Origin of the sequence: Ketobacter sp. MCCC 1A13808, from assembly GCF_009746715.1 — a bacterium.
GTDB lineage: Bacteria > Pseudomonadota > Gammaproteobacteria > Pseudomonadales > Ketobacteraceae > Ketobacter.
In genome coordinates this window covers 64,265-85,259 of record NZ_VRKW01000014.1, presented here as the reverse complement: position 1 = coordinate 85,259, position 20,995 = coordinate 64,265, and the positions used below count along the sequence as shown (strand labels likewise).

The following is a 20,995-nucleotide window of genomic DNA, read 5'->3' as shown; positions in this document are numbered from 1 at the left end:
GAAGCCCTAATCCGACAGAGTATGTTTAATTATGTTCAATATGGCCAGCGACAAGACCCGGGTTTACAGGATTAAACGATCTTGATCCCCGCCTTTTTTACTTTTTTGGCAAGCTTGCTGTTATCTCCCCAAAGGCAAACCACAAAGACATCCGCATCCACCGTCAAGGCTTCTGCAACAGCAGCCTGGGCTTTATTAAAACTCCAATAAAATCCACGCGGGCGAAAGGCGATAATGTAAACGGGAGCGCCGTCGTCCTGAATCTCCTTTTGGGCTAACCAGCAAGCACCGGCATTGCGGTGCGCTTTAAGCAGATCAACCGTACTTTGCAATAGGCTGTCGTCAATATCCGGTGTCCTTAGGGTATCCGATAAACAAATGGATTCCCGTTGTTGTGCAGAGATCCGTTGCCCTTCGTTGACCTGAAGCACCTCTTGCCACCATTTCTCTGCAACCCCTTCATTGCCTTGCTCACTCAACAATTGATATCCCCACTGCCCGGCTTGTTGCAGGGTATTCGGATGGTTAAGGGCAATACGCAAGTGCTCGATTGCGGACACATCTCCCCTTGCAGAAAGGATTCGACCAATGTAATACGCGGCCCCCACGCTATCAGGATGGCGCTGCTGGTAACACTGATAAACCGCTAGCGCTGCGTCGTCCCCCTCAAACTCATCTTTATACTGGCTTAGTTCCCACAGTTCATCGTCGTTTAACGTGTTTGGATCTACGTCCCGATTTTTTGCTAAAACACGTCTCGCGGTTTCAACGTAGTCATAACGGTTCTTCCAGTTTTCTTCATTGCGCGCCATCCAATCACGGTCGAATCGCGTAAGGATGTCCTGGTAACCCGTTCCCAACCACGATTCGGCTGCGTTAACGTCGAACGTGTCCGGTAGGACCGCGTCGTGTGTGATCGCTTCCACCCGGTCCCTTAGCGCCGGATGCGTATCGGCATAATGTGTCTCCTCCTGCATCACCTGCTTGATATTTTCCAGTAAGCGCTGGCGGGAAATGGGGGTTTGCTTGAGAAACTGAGCAAGTCCTTCGTATGGTGGAATCGGCGGGGAAGGCCTATCATCGGCTTGTTTGAAATACGTATTCCAGAATTCACCGTCGATATAGGGTGCTTGTGCATATACATTGATTAACGCTTTGGCCGCTGTGTCCGCTGAAGTTAGCCGAGCCGCAACCTGGTCTGCTTCGTATTCATTGGTACGTGCAAGCGCAAAAGAATACGCTGAGAATTTCGGCGCATACCAATTAAAAAAACGACGCATCAATCCAGCACCGAAAGAATCACTGTTTTCGAATGCATCCATGATCCGAAACCAGCTCAGCCTCACGCGATAAATCCATCCGGAAAAGCGACTGTGGTTACCGGATAAATGACCCAGTTCATGCGCCAGAACCGAACGCATTTCCGCTGGAGACAATGCCAGCAGCAGCTGTATACCCAGAAATAGCGTATTTTTATTGCCCCCAAACAAACCAAATCTGGGATGCTGGATCACTGCCGCATTGAGAGTATCCTCAATAATAACCTGATGTATTGTTAATGCATTCAGCGTTGTCGTAAGGCTATCCAGCTCTTCAAATAAATTAGGGTACTTCTCCCTTTCCAACACATGCCCCTGTGGGGTGTCGAACTTTATCCACAACGCTTTCAAGAACGTCCAGATGGCAATTAATATTACAATTATTATTTTTTTCTTTATGAGTAGTAAGAACAGGCTGCTACTGAAAACCGCCACACCGATGGTTCCACCAACCAGAAATAGCAAAGCCGTCACCAGGAAAAAAATGACGAAATAACCCAACCCTGCAAACAAAGCGAGCTTTAGCTTATATCTCGTTATATTTTGTTCCGCTTCCGTTTCGGATCGCTTAACCAACTCAATAAATTGTTCTTCCGTTAGCTCTGGCATCTATTTTTCTCTTGGGATATTCATAATCAAAGCAATTGCCACACACGACACTACGGTGATAACACCCTTATTCAGTGTGCTGATCGTGATACTGATTAATTTTATATTGCAGATAGAGTGGCTGAAAAAAGAAAGTTTTGATGCCACCGATTTTAAAGTTACTGTCATTGGCCAATACCGTAATACGCGACCGGACTGCATACAGCCACCAATAGTAGGAAACGATATAGACAAGCACCACGCTTAAAATTCCGAACACGACAGTGAGTGACGCTATGGAGCTTTCCGGAATCATATTCATTGCCATATAAAATAAGTAAGAAACAATCGAAAGGTAAACCAGCCACATCGGAACTTTATTTTCCACAACGTTATTCAACTTCGTGGTTCTGGAGTAAAGCCAATACATGTAATAAATGCCGAACGTAATGATCGTTAAACCGGCGACGCCCCACGCACTAAATCGAGGTAAGACATGCAGACCATTGGTTTCCGGGATCACATTAACGTCTGAGGTGGGTGCGCTATACGGGTTATTCATTCCTATCTCCTTGCGTCCTATAGAAGTAAGACATTCTTCACCGTGACCGCTAGTTGAGAAAAGCACAGTCGGGTCGTATTCACTGGGTGAAGCAGTGTTAGCCCGTCTATGGCATAAAGCGATGCACGGACAAGCGATTACACTGATGTCTCTGGTTTGGTTACGTTTAGTTAAATGGGTGAGCCCACCTCACTTACGTTGAGGTAGCCACGTACTGCCCTGTACAAATTATAGTCAATTTTTCCGGTTGCGAGTTTTATTTCTGCAAATCCCGTCTTACTTTTTAAAAAAATACACCCAAAAACCAAGCTGTGGCCAGCGATCAAAACAACGCTAAACTCGTGAGGGTTTTGGTTTTTTTTCATGATTCCAATAAAATCAATAAGATAGATCCCATCAGGCTCGCTCCTTGTCGTGCCGTCCCCTTTTCGTTATTCGCCACCACGCTTAGCCCGTACGTGGGTGTATGCTCCCAGATAGATAACCGCCACACCCACGCCACTTAACGCCCAATGCATCGCGCCCTCTGAGGGGCTGGCCATCCCCAATGAAAAGCCGATTGATATCAGCGCGAGCACGGTTGCGATCACATATTCACGGTCATTGGCAAAACGGGCGGCCAGGTACGCGCCCAGAAACGACGTGAAAGTGCCAAAAACCATCAGCCCGTAACCCAAAGGCGAGCCCATGACCGTGGGCCAATACAGAGCAACTTGCTGTTCCAACTGGTCCGCCCCGACCCCCTGTTTGAGCAACATCGCAGCCACCAGATAAGTAGCAACGGTGGACCCCACAATGGTGAGACCAAAGTCCACAGCAAACCCGATCAGTACAGCCAGAGTTTTGTTCCCCTTCCGTGCGAACTTTTGCCCATTCTGTTCTACCTGAGCGGTCGGGGTTTCATAGATTGACATGGTCTTACCTCTATTCTGTTAACGAGTGTTACAAAACAAAATTAATCCGTTCGCCCACTCAGGGTGCTGCTACGTTATAGCAGCTTTACCTTCGTTGATGTTAGCGTTCCCCCTGCTAGACTGAGACTTATGGAAACGAAGAACCGGCTACGCACGCTATTACTGGCACTGGCATTGACGTCAGTCAGTAGCGCGTGCCTGGCTGAAACCGCTCTGCGCAACGAGCATTTTCATTTTAGCGGCTTTGCAACCCTGGGTTTAACCAAAAGTGGAAATGAAGATCTGGGGTTTCACCGTGATCAGATCAGCGTACCGGTTTATGACGGAGACTGGTCTTTTGCCGCCGACTCGATGGTTGGATTGCAATTTGACTTCAATGCCAATGAAAAATTTGGTGGCGGCGTGCAGTTGGTGGGCAAAGACCGCACCGTTGATAGCTTTGAAAACAGCGTAGGCTGGGCATTTTTACGTTACCGTATCAACCCGGATTGGACGGTAAGGGCCGGGCGACTTCGTTTTGATTTGTTCATGTTATCGGAATACCTCGACGTGGGTTTCGCTTACTTGTGGGCCCGGCCTCCTTCCGAATTTTACACGTTAGGCACCTTTGACAGTTATGACGGAGCCGATCTGACCTGGTCCACATTAGTAGGGGAAGGCACACTGCGCACAAAAATATTCGCGGGCAGCAGCAAAACCAACGCGTCTTCGCAGGGTAATATTGTTGATATTGAATTAAACGACATTATCGGTACCACGATCACCTGGGAATCCGAACATTGGCAACTGAGGTTCAGTGCATCCGACAATAAACTCGGCGAAAAGGGCGACTACTTTCTGGGAACAGAACCCCTGGCTGGCTATTTGCAGCTGCTAACCCCGTTATGGCCGGAAGCCACGTCCATTATTGACCGGCTCTATGTCAGCGACCCCCATATCCGCTATTACGCGCTCGGCGCAGCCTATTTTAATAATCCCTGGCAAATCCAAACTGAGCTCAGTTTTTTTGATTCCGAGGTCGACCTGTATTCTTCCCAATTGAACGGCTATTTGAGCGTAGGTTATCGGATCAATGACTTCACGCCCTATGTTATGGTGGCCAGCGCGCAATCGCAGGATGACCGGGTATTGGTTCCGGATGCACCGGTGTTTGATACCAATCCGGTACTGACCGGACAACTGGCTGCCATCCAACAGGCATCGCAAACCGCTTACGATGGGGTTCGCGTTGATCAGAAATCATTGACGGCCGGCGTGCGCTGGGCCCTTGGTTACAATCTAGCTTTGAAAATGCAGTGGGATCACGCCTGGATCGGTGCCAATTCCGCTGCTTTATGGGATGTACGCACCCTGCCCGCGCAGGATGAAGAGATCAATACGTTTTCCATTAATCTGAATTGTATATTTTGAATATGAGACAATTTGCAAGAAACACCACATTATTGATCGGGTTGCTACTGGCAGGCATTGCCAGGGCCGAGATCGTTGTGGTGGTGAATGCGAACAATCCGGTTAGCAGTTTCAGCCATCGGGAACTGGTGGATTTGTATATGGGGCGTAACCTGCATTTTCCCGATGGCAGCCTGATCCTTCGGTTGGATCAGACGCCGGAATCCGCGGTGCGCAATGAATTTTATAACAAACTGGTTAACAAAAGCGTGGCCGAGGTCAACGCCTACTGGGCCAAACTGCTGTTCACCGGGCGCGCCACTCCTCCGCAAACCATGGGCGACACTCAGGCGATCCTGAGCGCAGTGCAAAGCAATCACAACGCCATCGGCTACATTGACAGCAAAGACCTGACGGACGGCGTGAAAGTAGTGGGGCGGGTGAACTAGCGCCACTCGGACTGTCTATTCTTTGCTGTCCGGCTTCTTACCCATTATCTTCACCACGCCATCGACATCGACGGGCTCCGGCTGGGGTTCGACCTCCTTCGGTCTGACACTGATATAGCCACAGGCATTACATTGCGCAATGTCATCGCCGTCTTTGTGATAAACGAAGATTTTATCAAGCAGATTGCATTGGGGGCACTTGGCCCCCGCGATAAACTGTTTCCGCATTACCACTTAGCCAGTCAACCCGGAGTGTCGTAATAGCGCATCCACTTTCGGTTCGCGGCCACGGAAACGCTTGAACAATGCCATCGGTTCCTCCGATCCGCCCATTTCCAGAATGTGCTGGCGAAAATCCCGACCAATCTCAGAATTAAAAATGCCTTCTTCTTCAAAGCGGGAGAACGCATCGGCAGACAACACTTCGGCCCATTTGTAACTGTAATAACCCGCCGCATAGCCACCGGCAAAAATGTGGCTGAAGCTGCATTCAAAGCGATTGAACTCCGGTGGCGAGATCACCGAAACACGCTCGCGCACGGCCTGCAACACCGAGTGAATATTCATGCCCGGTTGATATTCAAGGTGGATACGAAAATCGAATATGGAGAATTCCAGTTGGCGCACCATCATCATGGCCGACTGAAAGTTTTTTGCGGCCAGCATTTTTTCCAGCATTTCATCCGGCAACGGTTCGCCGCTTTCGAAATGGCCGGACATCAAGGGTATGGCTTCTTTTTCCCAACACCAGTTCTCCAGAAATTGGCTGGGCAATTCAACCGCGTCCCAGGCAACCCCGGCAATGCCGGATACGGCATCTTCCTCTACCCGAGTCAGCATATGGTGCAGGCCATGGCCGAATTCGTGGAATAAAGTGGTGACTTCGGAGTGGGTCAACAACGCGGGTTTTTCTCCCACCGGACCATTGAAGTTACAGGTTAAATAAGCAATCGGTTTTTGTAATTCCCCCGCCACAGTACGACGGCGTGAACGGCAGACATCCATCCAGGCACCGCCCCGCTTATTGGCACGGGCATAAAGATCCAGATAAAATCCAGCTATCGCTTCGCCATCACGATACACGCGATAAAAACGTACATCGTTGTGATACACATCAACACGGCTATCCATTTCAAACGTCACACCAAACAAGCGGGTGGCAATTTCAAATAAACCGGACAGGACTTTTTCCAATGGAAACCAGGGACGCAGTGCTTCTTGGGAAATAGCATAGCGCTGATGTTTTAGTTTTTCGCTAAAGTAGCCCACATCCCAGGCTTGCAGATCCGGGTGCTCAAATTGCAATGCAGCGAATTGTTGCAGTTCTTCAACTTCTTTTCGCGCGGCCGGTAGTGCCTTTTCCGACAGATCGTAGAGAAAGTTCAGCACCTGATCGGTGGTCTCGGTCATCTTGGTGGCGATGGAACGTTCTGCGTAATTATTAAACCCCAACAGCACAGCCAATTCATGGCGCAACGCCAGAATCTCATCCATTAACGGATTATTATCCCATTGCCCGGCAAAAGGCCCGCACTCAGAGGATTTGGTGTTGTAGGCCTCATAAAATGTCTTACGCAGATCCCGGTTATCGCAATAGGTCATTACGGCAATGTAAACCGGAATATCCAGCGTTAATAAATAACCATCCATTTGTTTCGCTTCAGCGGCCAATTTTGCGGCCTGCAACTGTGTTTCCGGCAGCCCGCTCAACTCTTTTTCGTCTTTAACGTGGTGACTGAATGCATTTGTACAGTCCAATACATTTTCGGAAAATTTACTGGTCAGTTCCGACAGCCGCTTGCTGATCTCGCCATAGCGGACTTGCTTGTCCTTGGGCAAATCAATGCCCGACAAATGGAAATCCCGCAGCGCATTATCGATCACCTTTTTTTGCGCCACCGTCATGTCATTGAATTGCGGGGATTCTTTTAACGCTTTGTAGGCTTTATACAGCCCCTGATGCTGTCCCAAGACGGTGGAATATTCCGATAGTTTGGGCAAGCACGCGTTGTAGGCGTTACGCAGTGCTTCATTATTCATCACACTGTTCAGATGACTAACCGGAGACCAGGCCTTGGACAAATCGTCATTCAGTTCTTCGAAAGGCAACAGAAAGTTCTGCAGGGTGACTTCGTGTTGCTCGGCGTGCTCGACCAGTTCTGCAATACGCTGGTGATTTCGTTCAATTATTTGACTAATGGCGGGTTCAACCTGTTCCGGCTGAATTTGGCTGAAGAGCGGTAGGACTTGGGATTCTAATAGGCTATTCATAGTCTCACTACAGTGACAGTGGTTATAAGAGGAAGGCTGACCGTTAGAGTATCTAACTTACACTTAAGTGTAGCGGATTTGATAGGGGAAAGAACAGGGAAGAAACACTAGTACAACTGCAACAGCAACAAGGTCAGCGCCGCCAGAAACAGGGTATTACAGATCAGGTGAATCAACGATTTCCAACCCTTTCTCACCATCGCCACCAACTGGGTCTTGACCCCCAACGCAGCAATGGTCAACAACAAACACAGGCGAGAGAAATGGCCCAACTCGTCCACCAACGGTTGCGCTACGTCGACCGTGTTAACCAATATCATGAGCGACATAAAGCCGATCAAAAACGCCGGAATCGGCAAGCTGATACCCTTGCTACGGGGTACCGCCTGTTTACGGTAATACAGCGACACCAATAAAACCAATACCACCAGCAACGACACCCTTAGCATCTTTGTAAAGATTGCAACGTCACCCACGTGATCGGATACCAGATAACCCGCGCCCACGACCTGCGCGATGTCATGAATGGTAGCGCCCAAAAACAACCCCAGCCCGTCATCCTGAATGCCCAGGCTGCCTGCCAGCAGCGGGTATAACAACATGCAGCAAGTACTGACCCCGGTGACCCCCACTAATATACAAAGACTGTGCTTATCATCCTGTTTGGTTTTGGGAATAACGGCCAGCACAGCCAACACCGCGGCAACGCCGCAAATGGCCACCGCAATACCCGCAATCAAACTCTGCACCGGATTGAAATTCAGTACCTTGCCGACTAAAAAGCTAAATCCGATCACCGACGGCACCGAAATCAATACCAGTACATAGGGTGCCGAGCCAATGGTTTGCAGTTGATCGAAACTGATTTGCACTCCGAGCAGCGCCACACCAAAACGCAACAACGAACGCGCACAAAATTCGATGCCGCGTTCAAACGTGGTATCTTCCGCCAGTTGGTTGAACGCCATGCCCAGCAGCAATGCCAGCAAAATCACCGGGCCACCGTAATGCTCACCAATAAACTGTGCCGCCATTGCGACAGTGGCACAGAGCACCACTCCCGGCATATAGGTTCGCAGATGCTTGATCCGCGCGTGACCGGCGCTGAGCATATCCAACGAAGCCGATTGTTCTTTTTCACTCATCCGACGCGTTCCCGCGGCTGCCGTTTGCAATCGTGCCGTCGGCAATTGTGCGCAGATATTCCCAGGGAAATAGACCTCGGTCGTGGCCATCGGTGAAGGCGATATTAATACCCACCTCACCGACGGCACAGATCGCTTTAATCACGCTGCTCTCCGGAGCCGGATCATGACCGATCAACCCTTGTTGACGGCACCACGCGCAGGCGCAGTAACGCCGAAACTCGACAAAATCAGTTTTGGTGGTGAGCCCATCATCCCATTCTATTTCCACCTGCTTGCCCGGGTGGAATACATGAATATTGAGCGGCAGCGGAGTGGCGACCCGTTGCGGTTGCACCAGGTGCTTCGACAGCGGGCGGCTCATGCAGCTGTATCCAGCTTGGTCAACGCCCAGCGCGCCAATTTGCGCACATCCGGGTCCGGATCATCCATAGCATACTGGATATAAGGCATGGCCGAGATATCCGCGATCTCACCCATGGCAGCAATGGCCGCCTTGCGCAGATTACAGACTTCGTCTTTGGCGCATTTACCCAACGCCGGTATCGCTTTACTGTCACCCAGCTTACCCAGCGTTTCCGCTGCCTTTTCCCGCACTTGCCAGTAAGGATCCATGGTGGCATCCATTAACGCTTTTACCGCAGCCCCGGCCCCCAGACGCCCCAGGGTCGCTGCGGCTTCGGTTCGCACCTGCCAATGTTCATCCTGCAACGCTTTGATCAACGGCATCGCGACCTGCTCCGCGGTTCCGTAGCGCAGCGTGCCGGTAGCAACCCGTCGTACCTCGCTGTCGGCATCGTTCTGACCCAGTGCGATCAATGCCTCCAGTGTGGAAGGGTCACGCAGATAGCCAAGCACTCCAGCTGCTTCGCGGCGCACTTCCGCATCGGCGTGGCCAATCAATTGCAACGCCAGCGGCATTGCTTCAGGCACCGTCATCGGCTTAAGTGCCCGCAGTACCCCCGCCAACACAGTGGGGTCTTGGGGATGGCTATTTAACGTCTGAATTAACGAACCGGCAACCCGGGGGTCCTTGATGTCGGACATTGCATTGGAGGCAGCCTGACGTACATGCTCGTCCGTTGACATCAGTGCTTCTATCAACACCTCGGTCATGTCTCCGGCTTCAAATTCGTCTATCACTTTGGCGGCTTCCTGGCGCACCAGAGAATCATCGTCTTTTAATCCCAGGATCAGAAGCTCCACCGCTTCCGGTTCCGCACTGTCCACCAACTCCATTACGGCAACACGGCGCACTCCGGAATCTTCGGATTGCATCCGCAGCGCCAGATCTGCTAGAAAAGGATCGTCGTAATTGGTCATAGCAACACCTCAGCGTAACAAATAGGGAATGGAAACTTTTACTGCATTTGTGGGGCAATCCACCTCACAGGGCATGCAATACCAACATTCATCGTATTTCATATAGGCTTTGCCGGTGTCTTCGTTGATACACAACACGTCCAACGGACACACATCAATGCAGGTCCGGCAGCCTTTATCGGCAATGCATTTATCATTGTCGATTTCTACCGGAACATTAGTAACCTGAATAGCGACTGGCATAATTCTTCCTCTCTTATATTTTCGCTAATAAATCGTTCTGCCCTGGTTTATTCCAGAGCGTTGCACAAGGGCTCTACACTAGGCATTAGCGACGGCTTTGACGCGCAATTTGCTGTAGGCGTCTTTTTCCTCTTCATCCAGCGGTACCACGTATTCGTCTACCGGTCGTGTGTGGCAAGCCATATGGCCGTTTTCGTCCTTTTTCAATTGCACGTGGCAAAACCAGTCTTTGTCGTTTTGTTGCGGATAGTCCACGCAGTAGTGATACAGGCCCCAACGACTTTCAGTGCGAAAGAGTGATGCCACAGCTGCCATTTCGGCGCAATCCAGAATATGCTGGGTTTCCACCGCGCGCATCAGCTCGTGGGGATCACGAGCGTACAGCAGCGGCAGATCTTTCTTGATTTCCGCAAAACGCTGCAATCCGATTTGCATTTTTACTGTGGACTTAGGCGGTTGCAGATAATCGTTCACCAGGCGGCGTATTTTATATTCCATCTGGTTTGGCGGAATGCCATCGGTACGTTGTAACGGCGCCAATACCCGGTCACGCTCCTGTGCGATAAACGCTTCATCCAGAACCGGAGTTTCACGACCGGCGGCGAACGAGGCCGCTTCTTCTCCACAGATCTGGCCATACACAAACGCGCCCAGCATATAGCTATGGGCGACGGAGGCCATATCACCGGCACCGTATAAACCGGGCACGGTGGTTTCGCCTTTTTCGTTAACCCAGACACCGGATGCCGAGTGACCGCTGCAAAAGCCGATTTCGGAAATATGCATTTCCACCATTCTGTGACGGTAGTTATTGTCCCGATTTTCGTGGAAACGGCCACGGCTGGGACGCTCGTTACTATGCAGAACGTGTTCAATTTCCTGGATGGTTTCTTCTGCCAGATGATCCAGTTTCAGGAACACCGGACCGGTGCCGCTTTGTAATTCTTTATAAAACTCCATCATCATTTGGCCACTCCAATAATCGCATTCGATAAAGCGATCGCCTTGCGCATTGGCCGTATATCCGCCCAGCGGGCCGGTTACATAGGCGCAGGCGGGGCCGTTATAATCTTTCAGTAACGGATTGATCTGGTAGCATTCCAGACCACTCAGCTCTGCTCCGGCGTGATAAGCCATCGCGTGCCCGTCGCCGTTGTTGGTTGGGTTTTCATAGGTGCCAAACATATAGCCGGATGAAGGCAGCCCCATTCGTCCGGCAGGACCGGTACACATCACTACCGCTTTGGCCCGAATCACAATCACATCCGCATCCCGCGTACCCAGCGCCACACACCCGCTAACACGGCCTTCTGCGTCTTTCAGCAAGCGCGTAGCCTGATAACGGTTTTCGATTTCCACGCGATGACGTCGTAACCGTCGATACAGAATTTTCTTAACGTTATGCCCTTCCGGCATCGGCAATACATAGGTGCCCAGGTGATGCACCTTTTTCATATCGTAGTCACCGGTCTGATCTTTCTGGAAATGAACACCCCATTTATCCAATTGCTGAATCATGTCGAAGCTGCGCTCGGCGTATTTCAGGATCGCTTTCTGGTGCACAATGCCGTCGTTGGCAATGGTGATTTCTTTTACGTATTGCTCCGGAGTCGAGTGGCCTGGAACGACTGCGTTGTTCAACCCGTCCATACCCATGCTGATCGCACCGCTGCGTTTTACATTGGCTTTTTCCAGCAACAGCACACTCATTTCCGGGTTCTTTTCTTTCACTGTCACCGCCGCCATGGGTCCGGCAGTACCACCACCGATCACCAGTACGTCTACGTCTTTCACGGTCATATCATCTAATAAGCTCATCGTTCTCTCTCCTTCTGGCGATCAACAGTAAAGTGGTATTGATAGGTATCACCCCGGAATGCGAGGTATTCAAAATCGATCGGGTTATTCTGCGTATCGTAGGTCAAGCGGGTGACCCACATAATCGCTTCACCGGATTCAATGCCCAACAGCTTTGCGGTATCGTTATCGGCTTTGCGCGCCTCGAGTCGGATGTCGGCTTTGCCCAACGCAATGTGCAATTGATTTTCCAGCATCGGAAAAATATCACCGGTGAGGTCGCGACCGAGTAATTTTCTGCCGATGGAAAGTGGAAAATAGGAGGTGTCCACCGACACCGGTGATTGCGATAAATAACGTAATCGTTTTACCTGGATGACGTCTTCGCCCTTCTGCAGTTGCAACGCTTCCTGCACTTTTTTTGCCGGTCGACATTCCGCGATTTCCAGCATACGGGCCGAAGCCTGATAGCCTTTCGGGGTCATGGCTTCGCCCAGGCCTTCCAGACGTTGCACATCCTGAACCGCTTTCGGTTTACTGACGAAGGTGCCTTTGCCCTGGGCACTGAACACCAACCCTTCGGTATACAGATCCCGCAACGCCTGGCGCACGGTAATACGACTGACGCTGAACGCATTCATCATTTCGTTTTCGGACGGCAAGCGGTCATGGGGTTGATAGACGCCGTCCAGAATGCGCTTCTTTAAGGTTTCTTTAATCTGCACATACAATGGTTGATGAGACATTGAGTGCATCGCTACTGTAGTCATAATGTTGTCCTGTCCAGTAATGTGCTGTCCTGTGAAATAGGCGACCAGAATTCAGGTGTCCTTCAGGCCGTTTTATTCTGCTGCTCAAACGCGCGCGTGGTTTCTTCACGAATTAATTGCAAACACTGTGCTTTCACTTCAATAAAATGCGGATCCATAAAAACATCCGTGGGTCGGGGGCGCGGCAAATTGACTTTTATGTCCGCAATGAGACGCCCGGGACTGGCACTCATCACCACTACCCTGTCCGCCAGGTACACCGCTTCTTCGATATCGTGAGTCACAAACAGCACGGTATTTTTAAATTCTTTCCAAATCTCCAGCAGGTTTTCCTGCATTAAAGACCGGGTCTGGGCATCCAGTGCGCCAAAGGGCTCATCCATCAACAACACGGAGGGATAATTGGCTAACGCCCGAGCAATACCCACTCGCTGCAACATGCCGCCCGATAACATGGCCGGATACTGTTTGGCGTAACCGGATAGCCCTACCACTTCCAGAAACGTGCGCGCAACGCCCTCCGCCTGACTGCGGGTAGAGCCGGCCATCAACGGACCGAAGGCGACGTTATCCAGAACGGTTTTCCAGGGAAATAGCGAATGCTGTTGAAATACCATGCCGCGATCCGGGCCTGGTTTAATAACCGCTTTGTTATCGAGAGTGACACTGCCTTCACTGGGCTTAACAAATCCGGCGACCGAATTCAGCAGCGTGGATTTGCCGCAACCGGAAGGCCCCAACAAACACACAAACTCGCCGGGTTTGATGTTCAGATTGGCATCGGCTACTGCCGTGTTTACCCCGTGTCTTGCATGAAATCGTATACTGACCTGATCAATTACAATGTGACCCTTGCCCTGATTGTTCTTCGCCAATCGTTTATCCAGGCTTTGGTAAGGCAATATTTTTGATACTGCTGCGTCCATGGAATTTTCCCCTCTCTCGATCTCTCTCAATATCTCTCGCTACACCGAACTGAAATGGGTTAGCGTCAACGGTTGCCGCCTTTTTCCCCTTGCCAGCGCAGCATCGGTTTTGCCATCAGCCGTACCAGCGCTGTGGAGCCCGTGCCGAGTAGCCCGATGATCAGCATACCGATGATGATGTTGGGGTATTCAACCAGTGTGTACGCGGACCAGGTAAAGTAACCAATGCCGTATTGTCCGCTGATAATTTCCCCGGCCAGGAGTGAAAACCAGGCGACCCCCATGCCGATCGCAAGCCCGGCCAGAATGCTGGGCAGTGCACCGGGCAGAACGACATGCCAGAGGATGTTGCGGCCGTTAGCGCCAAACGATTTCGCGGCGCGGATCAGGTTCACCGGCGTTTGCTCCACTCCGTGCACGGTATTCAGAATGATGGGGAACAGCGCTCCCAGAAACGTAATAAAGATGATGCTGGATTCTTCGGTAGGCATGACCAGAATGGCCATCGGTATCCAGGCAACCGCTGGAATGGGGCGTAGAATTTCGATATAGGGCAGAAAAATATCTTCGGCAATTTTATACATTCCCATCAGCACACCGATCAACACGCCGATCACCACAGCTAACAGGTAACTCAGCAGAATCCGTTGCAGGCTGACCATAATGTGTTTGTAAAATTCCGCGTTGTTCAGTTGCGCCAGCAGCGCATCAAACACCACCACCGGTGTCGGTACGTTTTCAAAACTGAGAAAGAACGACCACTGAAAGCTGGAGGCCAATTGCCAAACGCCGATGGCTCCGATGATGGCGAGTATACGCACAACCCAACTTAATCCTTTATCTTGAAACCAGCCCATCACGTCTGCATTAATCGGGCTGCGGGGAATGGCTTCGGGCACCGGCACCTTGTTGCCTGCCGCTGCACAAGCAGCAGCGGCGTCATCGTGCACTTGCTTAATGGAAACCTGCTGGGCTTTTGCTGTCATTGCCGAACTCCTAAGCCTTTGGTTATTGATTCTGTGTCGGTTGCCAACTTGTTCTATCCCGTTATAACGGGTCATAAAGAGTGAGGCATCTGTCGTGCCAAGTTTGGTAAATCGCGTTTTTTCGATCTGTATCTATCTGAAATTCAAACGTTATTTTTTTGGGCTGCTATTCACTTTTGAGCGCAGAGCGAATCCGGCGATTGCTCGTGCACAGTGCACTGCACCGATAACGGGTGGTGCATTAGCACCGAATTGAAATCGAATTTATTTAACGGATAGAACAAGTGGGCGGATGGACAGGGAGGGGAAATCAGAATTATTGGCAAGGCTAAACCGTTGCAATTCTACAGGGAATCTCTAAAATCAATCGCTTCCTTAGGGGAGTAGTCTTCTCACAGTGAGAGAGTCTGTCAACATACTTGAGCCCTCAATGGCTTATGGCAGATTCGTACCGTCATGCACGCCTCACGCTAGTTTGTGCAGCACGGTATTGGCAAGACCTAAGGCAATCGACAGTCCCAAAGGTGGGAGGCTGTTGTTTGCCTTACTGTTCTTAGCCATCCCACCGGAGTTATTTCATGGAAGCATTACTCATCTCCACCAGCACCGTCGCACTCGCCGAAATCGGTGATAAAACCCAACTCCTTTCACTTTTCCTCACCACCAAATTCCGAAACAAATGGGCCATCATAATGGGCATCCTGGTTGCGACACTGCTTAACCATGGGGTTTCCGCCTGGCTGGGCGACTGGATTACCCAATACCTGCAAGGGGACCTGGGCCGCTGGCTGATAGGTGCCAGCTTCGTGCTATTGGGTCTGTGGTTGTTAGTACCGGATAAAGATGACAGCGCCGAATCGCCGCTGCAGAAATACGGCGCCTTTGTGGCTTCAACCCTGTTGTTTTTTGTCGCCGAAATTGGCGATAAAACCCAGATCGCCACCGTATTGCTCGGCGCTCAGTTCAATTCCGTCGTCCTTGTTACGATCGGCACCACCCTCGGCATGCTACTGGCCAATGTTCCGGTGGTGCTGGCAGGGGATTACCTGATGCGGCGGATACCGCTGAAGCTGGCCAATATTCTGGCCGCCTTTACATTCATTGCCGTAGGCATCGCGAGCCTGGTTATCTGACTTGCGGCAAGGCATGGTTTGTCAGCAACACGCGCTGGCTCAACCAGATCAACGCGGCGCAGCACAGCAACAAACTACTGCCTATGGCGAATAAGGGATAATGGGTTCCCCATAAATCATAGAGCGCCGACATGCCGTATCCGGCCACGGCCTGTGCCGCCGCAAAGGCGGCCGTGGCCTGTCCCCACACCCGCTTGTGTTGCACCGGCCCCACCAGTTCCGCCAAACGACCGGACGTCAGCGCCACCAAACAAGGCACCATCGCGCCAAAAATAAACGATGATAGGGAGCGAAACACTAAGGTCACCGAAATAAGAGGAATCGCCACCGCCAGTGCTTTGGCAGAATAGGCCAGCATCAACCCCCGATGACAGCCGATCCGGTTTGCGAAAAACCCCGCCAGCAACGGCCCCAGCACGGCGCCCAGACCGAACAAGCCCCACTGCACCGAGCCTGCGTGTTGGCCGAGCGCCTGCTCCCTTGCCAGGTAGTCGACCCAGAATAGCGTGTGGGGAACAAAGCCCGCCGCATCCAGACCATACGCGGCGATCACCAGCCACACCACCAGCGCAGGGTAAACGCCGATGTTTGCCTGACCTCCATCCTCAACTTGTGCGCCGGGGTTTGCCTCGTTGTGATGGTGAGCGGAACCCAGTGTTAATAAACCGCCAATGCCGATTACACCCACCAGCAAACTGACCACCCCCAGTGCAATCCAGGTGGCGGTCAAGCTGACTTCCAGCAAAGCAGGAATCACCGTGGCCGAGAGCATAGCGCCGACTCCGATGCCGGTGAAAACCTTGATACTCATGGTGGTGCGCTGCTCCGCCGGGGTTGCAGCCAACGCCATGGAAGGCCCGGCCACTACAAGAATCGCGCCCGCGACCCCCGACAATAAACGCCAGATAAAAAACCAGGCAAAGCCAAATGGACCGGCACACAACAAAAAGCTGAGGGCTACCACCACAAAGGCGATCGACAAAACCCAACGATAAGAAAAGCGTTCCGTCAGGGGGTGAGCCGACAATGCCCCGATCAGATAGCCCAGCAAATTGGCTGCACCGATATACGCGGCATCACTGGCACCAAACCAGTGTTGTTCGATCAAAACCGGAATTAAAGGGGTATAGGCAAAACGCGACAACCCGATACCTGCTAACGTCGCCATCATTCCGGTTAGTAAAGCTGATTGTTTGTGCCACACCATTTATAGGATCCGTCGTTAAAAACAGATCAAATTTTAACAGCAAATGTACGACAATCCTGAATCTAACGTACTAGTTGCAGGGCTTTGGCTTCCACTCCATCCCAATCGTCCGCATCCGGTAACGGATCTTTCCTTTCCGCAAGATTGGGCCAGCTTTGCGCCAGCTCCGCGTTTATCCCAATGAATTCCAATTGGTCCTCGGGTAACTCATCTTCTGCATAAATCGCATTGGCAGGACACTCCGGCTCGCACAACGCGCAATCGATGCACTCATCCGGATGAATAACCAGAAAGTTCGGTCCCTCGTAAAAACAATCCACCGGGCACACCTCCACGCAATCGGTGTACTTGCACTTGATACAGTTTTCAGTAACGACAAAGGTCATGATCATTGCGCTCCCTAGATAATTGAATGTTATAACCTGCTATGACAAGCTGACTGCATCGGATTGGTCTGTCATTCAGACTTTCACTGATTGCTTGTTGCTGTAGCTGAATGGATTCCAAAGCCGTCGTCGGTCACTTGTATTAACCGGTTATAACCTCTCTATTGGAGCTACGCACTTGGCGTGCCAGAACCCGGGGCAACGCCGCTGGATAAGCGCTAATTCATTGATATAAAAAGCCTATATAGCCAGCAACAAGAGTAAATAGAGGGTCGGCAGGGCCATCTTACGATGCACCATAATGGCGCTATAAACCAACGAAGAGGAAACCGGCTGTGCCCCGGCGGACGGCTTCACTGAGGTGCGCTAATACAAGTGACCCCCGGTTTGCCACTACCCGCCAGGACCCTGAAGTGCTATGGTTGCAGCCCGAATCTACCTGTGAATGCCTGTCCTGTCATGGAGGATCAATGTCCAAACTACCGCTCTGCGCAAGAGGGTTGAGCGCCGCCTTTTCACTGTGCTTGTTGTTCCCGCTTTACCTCTATGCAGCAAATGTCGACGAGAGCGAATTTGAGAACAGCCTGGTTACTGCTGCCATCGAACGCACCCGGCATCAGGTCACCTATGACGGCGCCTATCGCTCTATCCCCTACCCAGGCGGCGACGTACCCGCAAACATCGGTGTCTGCAGCGATGTGATTATTCGCAGTTACCGCCAACTTGGAGTGGATTTACAACAACTCGTGCACGAGGATATGAAGCTGGATTTCGAAGCCTATCCTTCACATCGAATCTGGGGTATGAACAAACCCGATAGCAACATCGACCACCGCCGGGTGCCCAACCTGCAAGCCTATTTCACCCGCCACGGTAAAGTGTTGCCCATAAGCGAAGCGTATAAGGATTACCATCCCGGCGACATCGTCACCTGGATGTTACCTGGCAACCTACCGCACATCGGTATTGTCACCAACCAGACGTTGCCGAAAACCGGGGAACCGCTGATCGTTCACAATATCGGCCGCGGTCCGCAACTGGAAGACATGTTATTTGATTTTGATATTACGGGGCATTATCGCTTTGACCCGACGCTAACGGTGCAGCCGGAAACGATGCAGGCCGGGGATGGCACTGCCGCCGATACGCTGGAAACCGATAACCTAGAAATCAAGACCTGGCCTTTGCTGGAAGAGGCTTTTCAGCCCGTGTCGTTGCCGGAGGTACCGTTAAGCCGCTCGCATATCAGCAATGACTGAAGCGGTAGAGGGCATGACACCCCGCCATAAACGGAACGACTCGGCTGCCTGCTCCACCAGCATACCCAGACCGTCGTAGGCTTTTTCTGCCCCGTGCTGCAATGCCCAGGCATTAAACGGCGTTTGCTGCTTGCTGTACATCATGTCATACGCCCGACCATGGGCTTCGAACAGGTGCTCCGGTAACGGCGGCACTTCACCGGCCAAACTGGCAGCGGTGCCGTTGATAACCCAGTTAAAAGTGTGATTCAGCTTACTTATTGGCTGTGCCTCGATACGGCCCAGGTGCTGAAATTCTTCCGCCAGATGAAAGGCTTTTTCCGCAGTACGGTTACAGATCACCAGCAAAGCCGGGTTTTCTGCCAGTAACGGTGCCAATACGCCTCGCACAGCGCCCCCGGCACCCACCACCAATATTTTTTTGTTGGCTAACCGGCCATCATGATTGTGCATGATGTCCCTCACCATACCGATGCCGTCTGTGTTATCTCCAACCAGGCAACCGTCACTGCGCAAAATCAACGTGTTAACCGCTTTTGCCCGTTGCGCCCGCTCACTCAATTCGTCTGATATTTCATAGGCTTGCTGCTTAAAAGGCACCGTAATATTGAGCCCTTTTCCGCCCTCAGCAAAAAAGCGGCGCACTGCCGCCTGAAAATCGTCCTCCGGTACCAGGATGCTGGTGTAACTGATTTCCTGATCTGTTTGCATGGCAAACGCTTTATGGATATGGGGGGAGCGGCTGTGTTTGATCGGGTTGCCCATTACGGCATAAGGTTCAACACTCATGGAAGTACTTCGTTCCTTCATATCCAGTCTCGGGCACCGAGAAATTCGGTGACCAGTTTTGATTCTTCGGTACCGGCCCTGGGTTGCCAATCGTATTTCCAGCTAACCAGCGACGGCAGCGACATCAGGATTGATTCCGTACGGCCACCACTTTGCAGGCCGAATAAGGTGCCGCGATCGTATACCAAATTGAATTCCACATAGCGCCCGCGACGGTAAAGCTGAAATTCCCGCTGTTGCCCAGTATAGGACAGGGATTTGCGTTTCTGCACGATCGGACGATAGGCCTGGATAAACGCATCCCCCACCGAGCGCATAAAATCGAAGCAGGTTTCATAGGGCCATTCGTTCAGATCGTCAAAAAACAATCCACCGATGCCCCGGGTTTCCTGCCGGTGTTTAAGATAAAAATAATCATCACACCATTCTTTGTAGCGCCGGTATACATCGTCGCCAAACGGGTCGCAAGCCTGCTTTGCGGTCTGGTGCCAGTGTTTGCAGTCTTCCTTAAAGCCATAATACGGCGTCAGGTCAAAACCGCCTCCGAACCACCAGACCGGCTCAGCGTCTTTTTTCTCAGCCACAAAAAAACGCACGTTGGCATGGGAAGTCGGCACCATCGGATTACGCGGATGAATCACCAGCGAAACCCCCATCGCCTGAAAGTTACGCCCGGCTAACTCCGGTCGATGAGCTGTCGCCGATTCCGGTAGGCCGGCACCAAACACATGCGAGAAATTGACACCGGCCTTCTCGAAGGTATCACCATTCTCAAGCACCCGAGAGCGGCCGCCACCCCCCTCTTCACGATCCCAGGTGTCTTCCCGGAAGGCAAAAGCGCCGGTCTCTTCTTCACTTAGCTGGGCGCAAATATCGTCCTGCAACGCCAGTAGGTAATTCTTAACTGCGTCTAAATCTATTGTGCTCATAGAATTCCCTTGGCCCCCGGCGACGCCCTGGTTCAAGCTGCCCTTATAATACGGCCGCTTTGTAAATCTTTGATTTCACTCGGCTTTGATCTGCGTTGAGTGGCTCCCGGTACAATATAGTCTGCACCGATTCCGGTCTGCCGCCGAGCCCGTAAAAGTGAGTATTCACTTTTGGCCGGTGGCCTGCCACTTTGATTCGCGCTACTGGAAACGATCGGACCTCCCCAGGCTTGACATAAGGACTGCACTAGCGGGTGAGCACTTACTCTCACTGCCACTGATGAGAAGGAACCCTTGATCCAGGCGGGGATCAGCTGCTCCGGGTCCGGGATCAGCCAGGTCACCGGGCCGGGCCAGTCGGCATCCAGACGGTGTCGCTGATCGGCACTAAGCGATCGGAGTAAAGGCTCGATCTGCTGACAATTTGCTGCCACCAGAATCAAGCCTTTTTCCACCGGGCGCTGCTTTAGTGTCAGCAAGCGTTGTACCGCTATGGGGTTGAACGGATCGCATCCGTAACCGAACACCGACTCGGTGGGGTAAGCGATCACTTCCCCCTGAGCCAATGCATTAACCGCTCCTAGCCGATGACGCAAAGCCAACATGAGTG

General features: G+C 51.6%; 22 protein-coding genes. 4 read left to right on the top strand and 18 right to left on the bottom strand.

Annotated elements, in window-relative coordinates:
- Nucleotides 1-71 precede the first annotated feature (71 nt).
- The 3 genes from FT643_RS19435 to FT643_RS19425 form a co-directional block, all read right to left on the bottom strand.
- Nucleotides 72-1,928 carry a M48 family metallopeptidase gene (locus FT643_RS19435; protein ID WP_156873087.1) on the bottom strand — a complete coding sequence of 619 codons (1,857 nt, stop codon included), beginning with the start codon at nt 1,926-1,928 and terminating at the stop codon, nt 72-74.
- A gap of 67 nt (nt 1,929-1,995) precedes the next feature.
- On the bottom strand, nt 1,996-2,469 hold the full coding sequence (locus FT643_RS19430) for a DUF4234 domain-containing protein (RefSeq protein ID WP_156873086.1): 474 nt from the start codon (nt 2,467-2,469) through the stop codon (nt 1,996-1,998).
- 431 nt (nt 2,470-2,900) lie between these two features.
- Nucleotides 2,901-3,383, bottom strand: a complete 483-nt coding sequence (locus tag FT643_RS19425; RefSeq protein WP_156873085.1) for a hypothetical protein — start codon at nt 3,381-3,383, stop codon at nt 2,901-2,903.
- A 129-nt stretch (nt 3,384-3,512) separates the two neighbouring features.
- On the opposite strand from FT643_RS19425, the gene FT643_RS19420 reads away from it, so the two are divergent.
- Both FT643_RS19420 and FT643_RS19415 read left to right on the top strand, forming a co-directional pair.
- Entirely contained in the window at nt 3,513-4,793 is a 1,281-nt protein-coding gene (locus tag FT643_RS19420; RefSeq protein WP_156873084.1) for a hypothetical protein, read from the top strand.
- Nucleotides 4,794-4,795: 2 nt separating this feature from the next.
- On the top strand, nt 4,796-5,221 hold the full coding sequence (locus FT643_RS19415; RefSeq protein WP_156873083.1) for a hypothetical protein: 426 nt from the start codon (nt 4,796-4,798) through the stop codon (nt 5,219-5,221).
- A 15-nt stretch (nt 5,222-5,236) separates the two neighbouring features.
- On the opposite strand, the gene FT643_RS19410 is transcribed toward FT643_RS19415, so the two are convergent.
- The 10 genes from FT643_RS19410 to FT643_RS19365 all read right to left on the bottom strand — a co-directional run bounded on the left by FT643_RS19410 (nt 5,237) and on the right by FT643_RS19365 (nt 14,553).
- The gene (locus FT643_RS19410) at nt 5,237-5,449 is read right to left on the bottom strand and encodes a YheV family putative zinc ribbon protein (protein ID WP_156873082.1); all 213 of its coding nucleotides are present in this window, start codon (nt 5,447-5,449) and stop codon (nt 5,237-5,239) included.
- 6 nt (nt 5,450-5,455) lie between these two features.
- Nucleotides 5,456-7,492, bottom strand: a complete 2,037-nt coding sequence (gene prlC / locus FT643_RS19405) for an oligopeptidase A (protein ID WP_156873081.1) — start codon at nt 7,490-7,492, stop codon at nt 5,456-5,458.
- 107 nt (nt 7,493-7,599) lie between these two features.
- Nucleotides 7,600-8,637, bottom strand: a complete 1,038-nt coding sequence (locus FT643_RS19400; RefSeq protein WP_198043710.1) for a YeiH family protein — start codon at nt 8,635-8,637, stop codon at nt 7,600-7,602.
- Nucleotides 8,630-9,001 carry a DUF971 domain-containing protein gene (locus FT643_RS19395; RefSeq protein ID WP_156873079.1) on the bottom strand — a complete coding sequence of 124 codons (372 nt, stop codon included), beginning with the start codon at nt 8,999-9,001 and terminating at the stop codon, nt 8,630-8,632. The genes FT643_RS19400 and FT643_RS19395 overlap by 8 nt, the downstream gene beginning before the upstream one ends.
- A complete protein-coding gene (locus FT643_RS19390; protein ID WP_156873078.1) occupies nt 8,998-9,960 on the bottom strand; it encodes a HEAT repeat domain-containing protein in 963 nt (320 codons plus the stop codon). Before FT643_RS19390 ends, FT643_RS19395 begins: the two co-directional genes overlap by 4 nt.
- Before the next feature lie 9 nt (nt 9,961-9,969).
- A complete protein-coding gene (locus tag FT643_RS19385; protein WP_156873077.1) occupies nt 9,970-10,203 on the bottom strand; it encodes a 4Fe-4S dicluster domain-containing protein in 234 nt (77 codons plus the stop codon).
- A 78-nt stretch (nt 10,204-10,281) separates the two neighbouring features.
- A complete protein-coding gene (locus FT643_RS19380) occupies nt 10,282-12,021 on the bottom strand; it encodes a fumarate reductase/succinate dehydrogenase flavoprotein subunit (RefSeq protein ID WP_156873076.1) in 1,740 nt (579 codons plus the stop codon).
- A complete protein-coding gene (locus FT643_RS19375) occupies nt 12,018-12,770 on the bottom strand; it encodes a GntR family transcriptional regulator (protein WP_156873075.1) in 753 nt (250 codons plus the stop codon). Before FT643_RS19375 ends, FT643_RS19380 begins: the two co-directional genes overlap by 4 nt.
- A gap of 62 nt (nt 12,771-12,832) precedes the next feature.
- Nucleotides 12,833-13,696: an ABC transporter ATP-binding protein gene (locus FT643_RS19370; protein WP_156873074.1), complete on the bottom strand. Its 864-nt coding sequence runs from the start codon at nt 13,694-13,696 to the stop codon at nt 12,833-12,835.
- 65 nt (nt 13,697-13,761) lie between these two features.
- On the bottom strand, nt 13,762-14,553 hold the full coding sequence (locus FT643_RS19365; protein ID WP_317622080.1) for an ABC transporter permease: 792 nt from the start codon (nt 14,551-14,553) through the stop codon (nt 13,762-13,764).
- Between the two features lie 707 nt (nt 14,554-15,260).
- On the opposite strand from FT643_RS19365, the gene FT643_RS19360 reads away from it, so the two are divergent.
- Nucleotides 15,261-15,815 carry a TMEM165/GDT1 family protein gene (locus FT643_RS19360; RefSeq protein ID WP_156873072.1) on the top strand — a complete coding sequence of 185 codons (555 nt, stop codon included), beginning with the start codon at nt 15,261-15,263 and terminating at the stop codon, nt 15,813-15,815.
- On the opposite strand, the gene FT643_RS19355 is transcribed toward FT643_RS19360, so the two are convergent.
- Both FT643_RS19355 and fdxA read right to left on the bottom strand, forming a co-directional pair.
- Complete coding sequence (locus FT643_RS19355; protein WP_156873071.1) at nt 15,808-17,022, bottom strand: YbfB/YjiJ family MFS transporter; 1,215 nt, start codon at nt 17,020-17,022, stop codon at nt 15,808-15,810. The genes FT643_RS19360 and FT643_RS19355 overlap by 8 nt on opposite strands.
- A 62-nt stretch (nt 17,023-17,084) precedes the next feature.
- On the bottom strand, nt 17,085-17,408 hold the full coding sequence (fdxA, locus tag FT643_RS19350; protein ID WP_156873070.1) for a ferredoxin FdxA: 324 nt from the start codon (nt 17,406-17,408) through the stop codon (nt 17,085-17,087).
- Nucleotides 17,409-17,878: 470 nt separating this feature from the next.
- On the opposite strand from fdxA, the gene FT643_RS19345 reads away from it, so the two are divergent.
- Nucleotides 17,879-18,667, top strand: a complete 789-nt coding sequence (locus FT643_RS19345; RefSeq protein ID WP_156873069.1) for a DUF1287 domain-containing protein — start codon at nt 17,879-17,881, stop codon at nt 18,665-18,667.
- On the opposite strand, the gene aroE is transcribed toward FT643_RS19345, so the two are convergent.
- From aroE to FT643_RS19330, 3 genes are read right to left on the bottom strand one after another with little or no spacing between them, the layout of a single operon-like run.
- On the bottom strand, nt 18,638-19,456 hold the full coding sequence (aroE, locus tag FT643_RS19340; RefSeq protein ID WP_156873068.1) for a shikimate dehydrogenase: 819 nt from the start codon (nt 19,454-19,456) through the stop codon (nt 18,638-18,640). The two genes, FT643_RS19345 and aroE, sit on opposite strands and share 30 nt — an antisense overlap.
- A 17-nt stretch (nt 19,457-19,473) precedes the next feature.
- Nucleotides 19,474-20,385, bottom strand: a complete 912-nt coding sequence (gene hemF, locus FT643_RS19335) for an oxygen-dependent coproporphyrinogen oxidase (RefSeq protein WP_156873067.1) — start codon at nt 20,383-20,385, stop codon at nt 19,474-19,476.
- Nucleotides 20,386-20,417: 32 nt separating this feature from the next.
- Entirely contained in the window at nt 20,418-20,990 is a 573-nt protein-coding gene (locus FT643_RS19330) for a Sua5/YciO/YrdC/YwlC family protein (RefSeq protein WP_156873066.1), read from the bottom strand.
- Between the last annotated feature and the right edge of the window lie 5 nt (nt 20,991-20,995).

Bases quoted from the DNA above. Each gene is read 5' to 3' on its own strand.
- FT643_RS19435 (WP_156873087.1), bottom strand. From the start codon at position 1,928: ATGCCAGAGCTAACGGAAGAACAATTTATTGAGTTGGTTAAGCGATCC.
- FT643_RS19430 (WP_156873086.1), bottom strand. From the start codon at position 2,469: ATGAATAACCCGTATAGCGCACCCACCTCAGACGTTAATGTGATCCCG.
- FT643_RS19425 (WP_156873085.1), bottom strand. From the start codon at position 3,383: ATGTCAATCTATGAAACCCCGACCGCTCAGGTAGAACAGAATGGGCAA.
- FT643_RS19420 (WP_156873084.1), top strand. From the start codon at position 3,513: ATGGAAACGAAGAACCGGCTACGCACGCTATTACTGGCACTGGCATTG.
- FT643_RS19415 (WP_156873083.1), top strand. From the start codon at position 4,796: ATGAGACAATTTGCAAGAAACACCACATTATTGATCGGGTTGCTACTG.
- FT643_RS19410 (WP_156873082.1), bottom strand. From the start codon at position 5,449: ATGCGGAAACAGTTTATCGCGGGGGCCAAGTGCCCCCAATGCAATCTG.
- prlC (WP_156873081.1), bottom strand. From the start codon at position 7,492: ATGAATAGCCTATTAGAATCCCAAGTCCTACCGCTCTTCAGCCAAATT.
- FT643_RS19400 (WP_198043710.1), bottom strand. From the start codon at position 8,637: ATGAGTGAAAAAGAACAATCGGCTTCGTTGGATATGCTCAGCGCCGGT.
- FT643_RS19395 (WP_156873079.1), bottom strand. From the start codon at position 9,001: ATGAGCCGCCCGCTGTCGAAGCACCTGGTGCAACCGCAACGGGTCGCC.
- FT643_RS19390 (WP_156873078.1), bottom strand. From the start codon at position 9,960: ATGACCAATTACGACGATCCTTTTCTAGCAGATCTGGCGCTGCGGATG.
- FT643_RS19385 (WP_156873077.1), bottom strand. From the start codon at position 10,203: ATGCCAGTCGCTATTCAGGTTACTAATGTTCCGGTAGAAATCGACAAT.
- FT643_RS19380 (WP_156873076.1), bottom strand. From the start codon at position 12,021: ATGAGCTTATTAGATGATATGACCGTGAAAGACGTAGACGTACTGGTG.
- FT643_RS19375 (WP_156873075.1), bottom strand. From the start codon at position 12,770: ATGACTACAGTAGCGATGCACTCAATGTCTCATCAACCATTGTATGTG.
- FT643_RS19370 (WP_156873074.1), bottom strand. From the start codon at position 13,696: ATGGACGCAGCAGTATCAAAAATATTGCCTTACCAAAGCCTGGATAAA.
- FT643_RS19365 (WP_317622080.1), bottom strand. From the start codon at position 14,553: ATGGGCTGGTTTCAAGATAAAGGATTAAGTTGGGTTGTGCGTATACTC.
- FT643_RS19360 (WP_156873072.1), top strand. From the start codon at position 15,261: ATGGAAGCATTACTCATCTCCACCAGCACCGTCGCACTCGCCGAAATC.
- FT643_RS19355 (WP_156873071.1), bottom strand. From the start codon at position 17,022: ATGGTGTGGCACAAACAATCAGCTTTACTAACCGGAATGATGGCGACG.
- fdxA (WP_156873070.1), bottom strand. From the start codon at position 17,408: ATGACCTTTGTCGTTACTGAAAACTGTATCAAGTGCAAGTACACCGAT.
- FT643_RS19345 (WP_156873069.1), top strand. From the start codon at position 17,879: ATGTCCAAACTACCGCTCTGCGCAAGAGGGTTGAGCGCCGCCTTTTCA.
- aroE (WP_156873068.1), bottom strand. From the start codon at position 19,456: ATGAGTGTTGAACCTTATGCCGTAATGGGCAACCCGATCAAACACAGC.
- hemF (WP_156873067.1), bottom strand. From the start codon at position 20,385: ATGAGCACAATAGATTTAGACGCAGTTAAGAATTACCTACTGGCGTTG.
- FT643_RS19330 (WP_156873066.1), bottom strand. From the start codon at position 20,990: ATGTTGGCTTTGCGTCATCGGCTAGGAGCGGTTAATGCATTGGCTCAG.